This window comes from Aliiglaciecola lipolytica, from assembly GCF_018860635.1.
GTDB classification, from domain to species: Bacteria; Pseudomonadota; Gammaproteobacteria; order Enterobacterales; family Alteromonadaceae; genus Aliiglaciecola; species Aliiglaciecola lipolytica_A.
Genome location: NZ_JAHKPT010000021.1, coordinates 367,841 through 381,594 on the forward strand (window position 1 = coordinate 367,841; position 13,754 = coordinate 381,594).

9 protein-coding genes are annotated in these 13,754 nt (G+C 39.2%); 8 read left to right on the plus strand and 1 reads right to left on the minus strand.

Features of this window, described 5'->3' with window-relative positions; translation table 11 throughout:
- Nucleotides 1–14 precede the first annotated feature (14 nt).
- Nucleotides 15–1,097: a DegT/DnrJ/EryC1/StrS family aminotransferase gene (locus KO530_RS10045; RefSeq protein ID WP_216048281.1), complete on the plus strand. Its 1,083-nt coding sequence runs from the start codon at nt 15–17 to the stop codon at nt 1,095–1,097.
- 12 nt (nt 1,098–1,109) lie between these two features.
- Here the strand turns inward: KO530_RS10045 and KO530_RS10050 are convergent, their stop codons facing one another.
- Nucleotides 1,110–4,754 (minus strand): 6-hydroxymethylpterin diphosphokinase MptE-like protein, encoded by a 3,645-nt coding sequence (locus tag KO530_RS10050; protein ID WP_216048282.1) that lies wholly within the window; start codon nt 4,752–4,754, stop codon nt 1,110–1,112.
- Between the two features lie 304 nt (nt 4,755–5,058).
- On the opposite strand from KO530_RS10050, the gene KO530_RS10055 reads away from it, so the two are divergent.
- The 7 genes from KO530_RS10055 (at nt 5,059) to fliG (ending at nt 13,740) form a co-directional block, all read left to right on the plus strand.
- Entirely contained in the window at nt 5,059–5,859 is an 801-nt protein-coding gene (locus KO530_RS10055; protein WP_216048283.1) for a flagellin, read from the plus strand.
- Nucleotides 5,860–6,207: 348 nt separating this feature from the next.
- Nucleotides 6,208–7,677, plus strand: a complete 1,470-nt coding sequence (locus tag KO530_RS10060) for a sigma-54 dependent transcriptional regulator (RefSeq protein WP_216048284.1) — start codon at nt 6,208–6,210, stop codon at nt 7,675–7,677.
- A gap of 179 nt (nt 7,678–7,856) precedes the next feature.
- Nucleotides 7,857–9,038: a sensor histidine kinase gene (locus KO530_RS10065; RefSeq protein WP_216048285.1), complete on the plus strand. Its 1,182-nt coding sequence runs from the start codon at nt 7,857–7,859 to the stop codon at nt 9,036–9,038.
- Nucleotides 9,035–10,378 carry a sigma-54-dependent transcriptional regulator gene (locus tag KO530_RS10070; RefSeq protein ID WP_216048286.1) on the plus strand — a complete coding sequence of 448 codons (1,344 nt, stop codon included), beginning with the start codon at nt 9,035–9,037 and terminating at the stop codon, nt 10,376–10,378. Before KO530_RS10065 ends, KO530_RS10070 begins: the two co-directional genes overlap by 4 nt.
- 272 nt (nt 10,379–10,650) lie before the next feature.
- Nucleotides 10,651–10,971: a flagellar hook-basal body complex protein FliE gene (gene fliE / locus KO530_RS10075; RefSeq protein WP_216048287.1), complete on the plus strand. Its 321-nt coding sequence runs from the start codon at nt 10,651–10,653 to the stop codon at nt 10,969–10,971.
- Nucleotides 10,972–10,990: 19 nt separating this feature from the next.
- Nucleotides 10,991–12,694, plus strand: a complete 1,704-nt coding sequence (gene fliF / locus KO530_RS10080) for a flagellar basal-body MS-ring/collar protein FliF (protein WP_216048288.1) — start codon at nt 10,991–10,993, stop codon at nt 12,692–12,694.
- Nucleotides 12,695–12,702: 8 nt separating this feature from the next.
- Nucleotides 12,703–13,740: a flagellar motor switch protein FliG gene (gene fliG, locus KO530_RS10085; RefSeq protein WP_216048289.1), complete on the plus strand. Its 1,038-nt coding sequence runs from the start codon at nt 12,703–12,705 to the stop codon at nt 13,738–13,740.
- Nucleotides 13,741–13,754 lie beyond the last annotated feature (14 nt).

The following is a 13,754-nucleotide window of genomic DNA, read 5'->3' on the forward strand; positions in this document are numbered from 1 at the left end:
ACAAAGGTGTTAAAATGATTACAGTAACTCGTCCTTGGCTACCTGATCGAGAGCGCTTAGATTCATATATAGATCAAGTTTATAAATCAGGACATTTGACAAATAATGGCCCACTTGTACGTTTGCTCGAAGAGAGACTGCAAACTTATTTAGGTGTAAAACATCTCATACTCGTAAGTAATGGAACATTAGCATTACAAATCGCTTATAGAGCGTTAGACGTGACCGGTGAGGTTATAACCACTCCTTTTAGTTTTATCGCCACAAGTAGTAGCCTAGCATGGCAAAATTGTAAGCCCGTTTTTGCAGATATTGATCCGTTAACTTTAAATATAGATGTTGATAATGTGACGTCTAAAATCACACCAAAAACTAGTGCTTTGGTACCTGTTCACGTTTTCGGCAATCCTTGCAATGTTGAGCGCTTGAACGAAATCGCAAGTAAACATAATTTGAAAATCGTATATGATGCGTCTCATGCTTTCGGAGTAGATTACCATGGGAAAAGTATTCTCTCGCAGGGGGATATTAGTACTATAAGTTTTCATGCAACTAAATTATTTCATACGATTGAAGGGGGCGCTCTTGTTACTAATGACAGTTCCTTGGCTAAAAAAATTCGTTTGATGATAAAATGTGGCATTGTAGATGAGGAAAATATAGCGTTATGCGGGATCAATGCAAAAATGCATGAATTATCCGCTGCGATGGGGCTGTCTGTTTTAGATGATATTGATACTATTAAAAAAAACAGAGCGCAAATATGGCAACAATATAAAATTCACTTATCAGACTATTTGAAATTCCAGAAATGGAATGAAAATGCGACAAACAATTGTGCATACGTACCAGTGCTGTTTTCTAATGAACAGGAATTGCTTGCAGTTAAAAATACTTTAAATAATTTCGATATTTTTCCTCGCAGATATTTTTATCCTAGCCTTGACCAAATTAATTTTTTATTAAATAACAATAAATGTCTTGTTGCAGACGACGTTTCGAAACGTATTTTGTGCTTACCAATCTATCCTAACTTGAAGAAGCAGCAGCAGCGACAAGTTATTGAACTAATCAAAACTGCGTTGAAACTAGTATGAAGATAGCGCTCATTATTTTTGAGACGGAATTTCTTTATTCAAAACAATGAGTTCACTTTTAGAGTAAATGGTGTCGTTATATAAATTTGGGTCATTTCTTAGGTAGTTGCCTTTAAGATTGTTGAAAAGTTCAGCTGTAACTCGTTTTGTTAATAAATCCTCATTAATTTGGAAATTTTTTAAATAAGTTCCCCTAGTTCCTGTATTACAGGTCGCTAATCTTGGTATATATGTATCCTTATAGGCGACAGTATATAGCGGAAAGTCAAAAAGGTAGTAATTAAGTGTACTAGGATATCGTGATTTAATATTTAGATCTTCAGGGGAAGTTCCTTTTTCGGGAATTATATACCGCGGATAAATTACATGCGCGTGGTGCTTTTCCAAACAAGCACGCAATGTAACTTTAGCCAAATAGAGTAAGTTTGAAAGAACTGATGAACTTTCACTGTTGGGGTTGATTAATGTTGGTAGTAGAGTGACTTTGTCACTACGAGTTACTAATTCAAAGGATTCTTCATAACCACAATTGATAAGTGCTATTGTACTTTTCCCCCCTAAAATTTTATAGGCACTAAAACTGGTATTGAATTTGTTTTGCTTTAGCCTTTCTTCTGTATAGTAAATTACGTAGTCAAACTGTTCGTTTTTAAATTCATTTATATTTTCATTATTGCAAATTGTTAAAGATTTGAGTTCGGGATAATTATTTATTACGTTCCTTTTAACTGCACCGGAAAATACAGATGAGTTTGTTACGACTAATAGTTTGTTCTGCTTTATTTGATGTGAAAACAGCAAGTTTTCACGATGTGTTTTTCTGTATTCTGATGTATCAAACTCTACAATATCCGAACTAACATGAGTCTTTATTCCATTTATGGTTTTCCGCCACTCTTGCATACACTTGTCTACACTGTCCGAAAGTTGATTTTTATTCGAGTAACTTAATGATAGTTTCAAAAGCAATGCGTTGGCATAATTGACAGTGCCGTACAGATAATAAAATAACAAGGATTTTCCACTACGGTAAGAGTGGAATAACATGGCTTTTTGCTGTGCGATTATCTGGTTTACTTGTTCTTGTGTGTCCATTTCTTGACTGAGAAGTTTTTCCATCGCGGTGATTTCTCTAATCAGATTAGATTGTAAAAAAGTACTTTCGAACTTTTCAGTAAAACCTTCTATATGGTCAGTTGAGAATGCTTTTTCTCGTATGTGTTTGAGAGCTGTTTGTTTTTGCTCTTCAGTTGCGATTATAAGCAACTCTTCTATATGCAGTGGAGTGGTGTTGTGAATTTTAGCGCCATCACTACAATTATAAAATGTTTGGTACTGGGACTTTATTGCGGTGACTTGTTCGATGATTTGACGTGATACTTTGAATTCATGTTTAGTGTTAACGGTCGCTCTAAAATTCCCTGGAACTACTATAGATGTGTTGTTTTTTTCTGCATAGTCATAGGTTTCTTCTCCGTCTTCTAAGTAGTAACCTGAATCTTTTGAATGGTGATGTTTTACATCTACAAAACCTAAGTCTACGCCCATAAAATAGACACTGGTAAAGCCCAATGAATTGATAATATTACATACAAAATTACTTACCGTGGGAAAGGCATGTTTAAGCACTTCGAAGTGCTTTTCTCCGAGTACGTGTAATGCAGAAACCGTAGATGATTCACCTTCTTTAAAGGCGATCAAAACATCTTTATATAAATCGCAAGTATCTGGATGAACTCCATTGCACGATATCAACGTGATCTTTTTTAAAAAATCTAAACTACCAATCAACGTTGCCCAGTCATAGGTACTTCTATTTTGTTCTATTTCAGCGTGGAAATCGGGTACAATTCCATTTTTGTACATCACTTGTAATGCAGTGCCACAACTAACAATTATTGCTTTGTCTTGCCATTCTTTAATCGCCTCTATAGAGCTATCTAAAGATGGTCCGTTACCAACAATAAATATTGGAACTTCTTTGTCATCGTAGCTCAACTTTGCAGAAGGGTTTTTAGTTAAAACGGGGATCTTTCGTCGCATTCCTTCTTTGGTATGCGCGATCCCATAAAATGCATGATCAAAATATTCGCCCATGGAGATAACAACTTGCAATTGTTCGCGTAATTGAGCAATGGCACTGTTTAATGATGAGTTGTAATAGCTTTGGTAAAAATAAGTATTGTTAAGAATATAGGGGCCAATTGAGTGGAATTGAGTTAATAAATCCCTGAATAAATTCGTACCGTCATCACCAATGTTAAGATAAATTCGTGCATCTGTTTTTTCAATTTTTTCGAAAATTGCGGTCCAATCAATAGCAAATAATGAGGCATAGAAAAAATCTGAGTTAGGTTCACAAATAAATAGCTTTTCTACTTTATGATCTGCCAACAAACGCTCTACCTGATAACCCACACCCAAACCAAACATGATGATAGATGCAACCGTTTCGGGTAATTCGCCAATTTCATCTTCGGCTTCTTTTAAAAGCTCTTCGGTTTTCTTTACAAATTTATAGTGTTCGTAGTGGGCTAACTTTGTACCCGTATAGCCTAAAACCAAACCGTCTTTATTGGGTTGGGAATAGAAGTTTTTGAAGTTTAATTCACAATCTTGAACCGGTGATTCACCATACCAGGTTGTGAGATTTTCCTTATTTAATAAGTTAATTTCATCATCTTGGTTATCAATGGGTAGCCAATTTTGTGGGGTATAGGATTTAAACTGTTTATAGATTGCTGGATAATATTTCTCGAAAGCCTTTAAGTTTTGCTTGAATCTTGATTGGCTCTCAGACACAGATTTACATTGCTGAAGATCGATTTCCGGTGTCCAACTAGGTACATAGGTCAAATAGTTTTCTGTGGTACTGACTTTAAATCCATTCTTTTTGATGTCTGCCCAAGGCCGATGTGATAATTCTTTGAAAATAGCGTCGAAAATAGGGTGATTATAGTGTTTGAAAATACGGAATTCGGTGATGCCTTCATGTTCTTGTATTTGTTGAATATCTTCAACAATATTACGACCGTCTTTTTCAATTTGTAGGAAAATACCTGTACCATTACTTTTCGCCAATGCGAATATTTCAGACCAATCTATTGCCAAGGTCGAGCATTGAAAGTACTGGATTTGCGGTTCATAAACGATGAGGTATTTAATTCGATGCTGACGTAATAACTGTTCTAAGTGCAAACCTAAACCACAACCTAATACCACTAGGCATTCTATCTCTTCAGGTAACGATGGCTGTTTTTGTCTAATTTGGTATGCGTCAAGTTCTTGGAAGTCAAGAGAGCATGACGTTGATTCTTCCGTTTTGGATGTCTCTGTACTGATCTCAGATAAGGTTATTTTCGGACTATGTTGTTCAAAGCGCTGAACTTGTTGCGTCACCTCATCTAAAGGATGAAAACCATACAATGTCCGTCCAATACCGTAATCGACGATATTTATTTCACCATACTTATTGCTAAACAATGAATGATTTTGCAAAGACGTAGATTTAAGTGTCGGCACTAAAGAGGGAATATTACGGGTAAAGCTATTAATATTTTTATGCTGCATGTCTACAATAGTTGCAGCTAGCTTCTGATCTAATTTTTCCTGTTTTTCTTCATCTTTTTCAATGTGTAGTCGTATATTTTTAAGCATGATTTCTTATTTGTTTGCGCCAGAAGTTAACTCATTCAAACCTAACAACGAGTCTAAAGTGTTATTTAGCATTGTTATATCGATAATTTTATTTTCTTTTTATGTACTAAAATGATTGTGACCGTTGATAGGTATCCGAGTCAATCGTGTTTCTTGGTTTCGTATTATTTTGCTAAACAATAAGATGAATAAATATACATAGTTATGAAAAACGATACCTAGTTCAGGTCCTTTGTGTCGCCACTTGCTTACTTTATCGGCAATATTTTGCTATCCTCAAGGGGAGGTGTTAGAGGATAAATTTATGATTAATATTGATTCAAGCAACAATTCATCAATTTTACAGCAGTTACAGCAGAAACAAGAAACCTTGTTTGAAAAGCTGGCTTCCGGTAAGCGAGTGAATAGTGCTGCCGATGATTCTGCTGCGCAACAGATTATTGATCGATTAACCACTCAAGTAGAGGGGAATCGACAAGCTATCTCCAATGCCTATGATGGTGTTTCCTTATCTCAAGTTGCCGAAGGCGGCTTGTCGGGGATTAACACTGATGTAAATCGAATCCGTGAATTGTCTGTTCAGGCTGGTAATGGCATTTTGAGTGACTCAGATAGAGAAGCGCTGCAATCCGAAATTTCTCAATTACAAAGCAACATAACCCAAACCATTGAGCAAACCAATTTTGGTGGAAAGCCTTTGTTGTCAGAAGAAGGTAATATTGATTTTCAAGTGGGGGCTAATTCAGGCCAACGTATTGGTGTTGGAACTCAAGATGTTGCCGCACAACTTGATGATGTATTGAATATCGATGTATCCACGTCTGCTGGAGCTGAAGAGGCTTTAGAAATTGCGGATAATGCATTGGAGTTTGTTGGTGGTGCTAGAGCGGATTTAGGTGCGACGCAAAATCAATTTGCAAGTGCGGCTCGAAACTTAAGCCAAGCCGATGTCAACGTTTCAGCTGCTAGAAGTCGACTTCAAGATACCGATTATGCCCAAGCGACAGCAGATAGTATTGCCACTGGAATTCAAAGTCAGGCCTCGTTATCTGTGCAATCTCAAGCTAATCAGCAACAAGGTCAGGTGTTGTCTCTTTTGAGTTAATTCAGGTAAAAATGGTTTTGTTTATTTGAAAACCGCAATAACCACATTAAAGCAGCTTAGGCTGCTTTTATTTTGTTCAATTAACTGATTTTATTCATAAACATAAAAATTGATTGTTGCTATCCGACAACGAATGTTTAAAATCAAGTGAACATTTATAAGTGTGTTTAAGTTTCATTTTATGCTTTGCTGACACGAGTAAAAATATACGCTAATCTTTGATTAGACAGAATGTTCAATATAGTTATCTTCGGATGCCTATTTTGAATAGAAAAGCTTGGCAAACATTTACTTGGAATTAACACGCGCTTGAATAAAAACAATAAAAATAACAAAGTTGGGGAAAGGATGAGCACTATTCTGATTATCAGCGAGCAAATGACGCGCGCCAATAATCTCAAAACTATCTTGTCTTTCTTAGGCGAGCATTGTGCGATTGTACCGTTTTCCCAAGCTATCTCTTCGTTGAAAAAACAAGACAGTTTTGAAGCTGTCATCATCGACTTTGAGTCGCCAGAACTTACTGATGACGTAGTCAGTAAATTTCCAGCCCAGCCCTTCATTGTTATTGGCAATTCAGCCGTTGATGGTGATGCAGAGTTCCGAGCTAATATCGTCGGACAGTTAGTTGAACCCGTAACATATCCCGTTTTGACTCAGATGTTACATCGTTGTCAGGAATACTTGCGCAAAAGACCTGCAAAGACCGCAAATACAAGTAAAACTAAATTATTTCGCAGCTTGGTTGGCAAAAGTGATGAAATTCAAAATGTACGTCACTTAATCGAGCAAGTATCAAGCTCTGATGCGAATGTGCTGGTGTTAGGTGAATCCGGAACTGGCAAAGAAGTTATCGCCCGTAATCTACATTTTATGTCGAATAGAAATAATGGGCCTTTTATACCTGTCAATTGCGGAGCGATTCCTGCTGAACTTTTAGAAAGTGAGTTGTTTGGCCATGAAAAAGGCGCGTTCACTGGCGCTATCAACTCTCGCAAAGGTCGTTTTGAACTTGCCGAAGGTGGCACTTTATTTTTAGATGAAATTGGTGATATGCCTTTGCAAATGCAAGTTAAATTGTTACGTGTTTTGCAAGAACGACAATATGAACGAGTAGGGGGAAATAAACCCATAAAATGTGATGTTCGCATTGTTGCTGCTACCCACCGAGAGCTAGAAACGATGATCGCTGAAGGCTCTTTTCGTGAAGATTTATATTATCGTTTAAATGTTTTCCCTATCGAAAGCCCGGCATTAAGAGAGCGCAAAGAAGATATTCCATTATTGTTGCAAGAACTGGTCTCGCGATTGGAACAAGAAAATGAGAAATCACTGCGTTTTACCGAAAGTGCAATCAATTCACTGGTAGAGCACCTTTGGCCTGGAAACGTCCGTGAGCTTTCCAATTTAGTGGAAAGACTGCTCATTTTGTTCCCCAATCAAGTGGTTGATGTCACCGATTTACCAACGAAATATCAGTATACAGATGGTGATAACTTCGAACCTGACTACCCTGAAGAGTTGTTAGAACGTGAAGCTATAATCGCATTATTTAACGATACGAATGACAGCGATGATGAATTGGTTGATTCCGATGATAATAGCGAACAAGTTCAAAATGGTGAGTTACATACCAACTCAGCTTTGCCATCAGATGGTATGAACCTCAAAGAATATTTATCTGAATTGGAAATCAGTATGATAAATCAAGCGCTTGATCAGCAAGATGGTGTTGTTGCAAGAGCCGCTGAAGTCTTGGGGATGCGCCGTACAACTCTGGTTGAGAAAATGCGTAAATACGGAATTGTTCGCGACTAACGCGATGTTTTAATTGATACATTAATTGCGCTATTTTTTGATAAAACTCCCTCCCGTCATTTTGTTGACGTTTAATATTTCTTCTAAAATCATTTAACTCGTTGATATTAAGAGTAAAATAATTGGCATGCGATATGCTAAATACTCACTATATGTAATATTTTTGACGTGAGGACATTATGGCGCTAAGCAGTGTATTCAACATATCGTATGAAGACGACCAAAACCAAGTTCGCAGTACATCATCGTCTCATTCACGTGAGCTTGACCCTTGTTTAGCTGCACCTCAACCGCTGAATTTATCTACTACTGAAGTGTCGAAACAAGAATTCGAACAGTTGAAAAGCCAAGCCACTCGGCTTGAACACCTTTTACAGGTAATGCCGGCTGGCGTTGTCGTAATTAATGGACAAGGTCAGGTAAAACAAGCTAATGCCTTAGCCAAAGCGTTGTTAGGAGAGCCTTTAGAAGGGCAAGCTTGGCGAAAAATTATTGCCCGGTCGTTTAAACCTCAAGCCGACGATGGTCATGAAGTCTCATTACATGATGGTAGAAAGGTTAAATTATCAATCACGCCATTAACAGCCGAACCTGGACAGCTCATAGTTTTAACCGATTTGACTGAAACCAGACAGTTGCAGCAGCGCATTAGCCATATGCAACGCTTATCTTCGTTGGGCAAAACCGTGGCTTCGATCGTGCATCAAATACGTACACCTCTGTCGGCAGCCATTTTATACGCTTCTAATTTAGCAAGTAACCAACTTAGTGATAGTGCGCGAGAGCGTTTTAGTGAAAAGTTAATGCTCAGGTTGAAAGACTTAGAAGGTCAGGTAAATGACATGTTGTTGTTTGCTAAAAGTGGCGAAGAGCAAGTCGTTCAAAACATCTCTGTAGCAGAATTGATGTCTGAATTATTGGTTTCATCAGAAAACATGGTTCAGCAAGCAAACGCACAGTTGAGCGTGAAAGATATCGATCCACAATTAACAATTTTAGGTAACAAGCCCGCACTTATAGGTGCGCTACAAAATATTGTACACAATGCGATTCAAGAGCAGCCTGAAGATTGCCAGATAACTATTAGCTGTTTGAGCGATAGTCAGCAAGTGAGTTTACAAATCCAAGATAACGGCCCCGGCATAAATCCACAAAGTCTAAATCGAGTTTTTGAACCTTTTTATACGTCAAAAAGCCATGGTACAGGTTTGGGACTTTCGGTAGTTGCCACAGTGGCTAAATCCCACGGTGGTTCGGTGACTGTTTCAAATATGCCAGGCGCAGGAGCATGTTTTAGTCTCATGCTTCCAACCATTAAATCAAGCCAGACAACTAAACAGGCTTTGGGAGAGAAATCGTGAGTCAAACCAGCATATTAATTGTAGAAGATGATGCCGGGTTAAGAGAGGCATTAGTCGACACCTTATTACTTGGCGGTTATGAAGTGATAGAGGCAAACTCGGCTGAACAAGCGATGGTCAAACTCAGCTCACATAAAGTTGACTTAGTGGTTAGCGATATTCAAATGGGTGAGATGAGTGGTCTTTCATTACTGCGCAGTATTAAAAACAAGTTTCCCAGTTTACCTACTTTGCTTATGACAGCGTACGCCACTATTGATGATGCGGTTCAAGCCATGCGTGATGGCGCTACCGATTATTTATCAAAACCATTTAGTCCTGAAGTGTTGCTAAATTTGGTTGGGCGATATGCACCTGCTCAGCAGGTGGAGTCTCGCGATCCTATTGCTGCTGATCCACTAAGTATTAACTTGCTTAATCTTGCTAAGAAAGTCGCTACCTCTGATGCCACTGTAATGGTATTGGGACCGAGTGGATCAGGTAAGGAAGTATTGGCCCGTTATATCCATGATCAATCTAGTCGCAAAGACCAGCCGTTTGTAGCAATTAATTGTGCTGCGATACCAGAGAATATGTTGGAAGCGACTTTATTTGGTTATGAAAAAGGTGCCTTTACCGGCGCATTTCAAGCCTCGCCAGGTAAGTTTGAACTGGCCCAAGGTGGTAGTATTTTATTAGATGAAATCACCGAAATGGATTTAGCACTACAAGCGAAGCTATTGCGTGTATTGCAGGAAAAAGAAGTTGAGAGACTAGGTGGCCGTAAAACCATTGCATTGGATGTACGCGTAATTGCCACTAGTAACCGCGATTTAAAACAAGTGGTTAGTGACGGAAAATTTAGAGAAGATTTGTACTATCGATTAAATGTTTTTCCATTGATGTGGCACCCGTTGGATAAGCGAGCAGGGGACATAGTGCCTTTGGCCGAGCACATGATAGAACGACACTATAATGGTAAACAGGCTGCTCCTAGTTTAACCGCTTCTGCGCGAAGTAAGTTGATGCAGCATGCATGGCCTGGCAACGTGAGAGAATTAGAGAACGTAATTCAGCGCGCACTTATCTTATCCGATGGAGAAACAATTGATGCTAATGACTTGATGATTGAAATCGAGACAGGCCAGACACTTGTTAGTGACCAATCAAGTCAAAATGAAGTTGATGATAGTAAATTAGGTAGTGAACTGCGTCATCAAGAACACCAAATCATTTTAGACACTTTGCAATCCTGCAACGGTCGTCGTAAAGATGTAGCTGAAAGATTGGGTATTAGTCCCAGAACCTTGCGATATAAATTGGCGCGTATGCGCGAGGTAGGAATAGAGCTACCCGCTTAATTATCCCACGTTTTCACAATAGCCGTTTCTCCAACGGCTATTTTTTATGGTTTTTACGGGGGGAATTCCGCATGACTTCCATCCTACCCCCATCACACTTAAAGCAAGTGGCTCCGTCAATAAAATGACAAAATTTGTAACTCATTGATATTTATTGTAAATAAAGGTTGGCATTGAGATTGCTTAGTTATGCTATACGTTTAAAAAACTATCGCTTTGCCGCATTTTTTTGACTCTCGCAAAGCCTATTGATTATACCACTGGAGCGACACATGGAAATCAAAGCACAATCTTTATATCAAGAAATGCAGGCAATGGCGTCAAATGCACAAATGGATGTTGCCCAGCTTCCTGGCACCAATCCTTCCTCCCATAATTTTGCCGAGATGCTAGGTCAGGCTATTAACACAGTTAATGATATGCAACTCGATGCCAAAGGCAAACAAGAGGCATTTGAGATGGGGGATCCGAATATGAGTTTAGCTGACGTCATGTTGACTAAAGAAAAATCCAGTATTGCTTTTGAAGCTACAGTACAAGTACGAAACAAAGTGCTAGAAGCTTACAAGCAAATCATGAACATGCCAGTTTAACATAGCAAGAGGATAACTCGTGGCCGAGGCAACTAGCACTGAGCTTGCACTTAGTGACAATGATAATTATTCAGACTCCACAGAACTAGAGCATAAATCTGGTTTCATGGACGCATTAGGTAGCGTAGATTTAATGCGCCAAGTAACCATAGTGATTGCTCTGGTAATTTGTATCGCCATTGCTATTTTTATTGTCATTTGGGCGCAAGAACCTACTTACCGCCCATTGGGCAAAATGGACACCCAAGAGCTTATCGAGACCCTTGATTATCTTGATCAAAATTATCCAGATTATATTCTTGAGGGTAATGTCGTTAAAGTTTTAGAAAGCGATTACAAAAATATAAAACTAAATATGACTCGTCAGGGGCTTTCTTCTTCTTCTGAAAACTCTGGTGCAGACATTATCATGCAAGACATGGGATTTGGGGTTTCACAACGGGTTGAAAAAGAACGTTTAAAACACGCCAGAGAACAACAAATAGCGCGAACCATTGAGGAAATAAATGGGGTTAAACGGGCAAAAGTGTTACTAGCTTTACCGGTTGAAAACGTTTTTGCGCGACGTGAGAAAAAAGCCAGTGCAACTGTTGTTGTTACCTCTGGGCGAGGCTCTAGTTTATCAAATGAAGAAGTCGACGCGATTATTGATATTGTTGGTTCAGCCGTTCAAGGTATGGAACCAAGCCGAGTTACGGTCACAGATAGTAATGGCCGATTACTCAACTCCGGTTCTCAAGATGCAGCATCTGCGCGCTCAAGAAAAGAATATGAGTTAGAGAAACAGCGCGAGAATGCCTATTTAGAAAAAATCGATTCTATCTTGATCCCAGTATTGGGCTTAGGAAATTACACAGCGCAAGCTGACGTAACCATGGACTTCACCGCTGTTGAACAGACCCAGCGCCGATATAACCCAGATTTGCCGGCAATACGCAGTGAAATGCTGGTGGAAGAGAACAGCATAGGCGGAGCAATCGCAGGTATACCTGGAGCATTAACGAACCAACCGCCTTTAGATTCGACAATTCCTGAAAATGCCACTGGTAGTAATTCGCAAACGACATTACCGGGTAGAAATTCTAAGGAAGAAACGCGAAATTACGAGTTAGATACTACAATTAGTCATACCAAGCAGCAGACTGGCTTTATTAAACGATTGAGTGTTTCGGTTGCAGTGGATTATATTACTGAAGTGGCAGAAGATGGCACTGAGTCAATCTCACCTAGAGCACAACAGGAATTACTTAATATTCGCCGTTTATTACAAGGTGGAATTGGATTTGATGTTACCCGTGGTGATTCGTTGGAAGTGGTGAGTATCCCCTTTAGTAGAGACGACGATTATGTGCCAGTTGAGGTTCCTTATTACAAAGAGGAATGGTTTGCGCAAACGGTAAAAGTAGCTGCCGGAGCGCTAATTATCATCGTCTTGATATTTGCCTTAGTTAGACCGATGTTAAGTCGTTTAATTAATCCTCAAGACACCACTGAAAGCGAAGACTTTGATGTTGATAGCGCGCTAGACTTAGGTGATGAAACCATTAGTATGTTATCTCAGGAATTTGATGAGGGGCAGGTTGGTTTTGCTGCAGACGGTTCTTTGATGTTGCCTGATTTACACAAAGATGAAGACGTATTAAAAGCGGTTCGCGCCTTAGTTGCCAATGAACCGGAATTATCAGCTCAGGTAGTAAAAGGCTGGTTGATGCAAGATGAGTAGGATTGAACATGCCTGATGAAGAGTTGACTGAATCCAGCGGATATGACGTTGGAAAATTAGAAGGTGTAGATAAAGCTGCAATTTTACTTTTGAGTTTATCAGAAGAGGATGCCGCACAAATTCTTAAACATTTAGAGCCCAAACAAGTACAGCGTTTGGGTCAAGCAATGGCGCAAATCGATGATATGACGCAGCCTAAAATCACGGCCGTGCATAAACATTTTATCGAAGAGATTCAAAATTACAGCACTATCGGTTTCCAAAGCCAAGACTTTGTGAAACGTGCGTTGACTGCTGCGCTAGGTGAAGATAAAGCGGCTAATCTTATTGATCAGATTCTGATGGGAAGTGGCGCGAAAGGTCTCGACTCCCTTAAGTGGATGGATTCTAAGCAAGTTGCCAGTATCATCCGAAATGAACATCCTCAAATTCAAACCATCGTCATGTCTTACTTAGATGCGGAACAATCCGCAGAGATATTGTCGCAATTCCCAGAAAAAGTACGTTTAGATCTGATGATGCGGGTGGCCAATCTTGAAGAAGTGCAACCAGCAGCCTTGCAAGAATTAAATGAAATTATGGAAAAACAATTTGCCGGTCAAGCGGGTACGCAAGCGGCTAAAATGGGCGGCTTGAAATCTGCAGCAGATATCATGAATTACCTTGATACCAATATCGAAGGTCAGTTGATGGACGCAATACGCGAGCAAGATGAGGAAATGAGTCAGCAAATCCAAGACTTAATGTTTGTCTTTGATAACTTAGCTGATGTGGATGATCGTGCAATTCAGGCAATACTGCGTGAAGTGCAACAAGATTCATTGCTCAAAGCGATTAAAGGCGCCGATGAAGAACTGAAAAATAAAATCACTAAGAATATGTCCAAACGAGCTGCAGAAATGCTGATTGATGATTTAGAAGCGCTTGGTCCTGTTCGTATTAGTGAAGTAGAGACAGCGCAAAAAGAAATTTTATCGGTGGCCAGAAGATTGGCTGATTCCGGAGAAATTATGCTTGGCGGTGGCGGCGGGGAAGAATTCCTATAATGGCACCTATTATT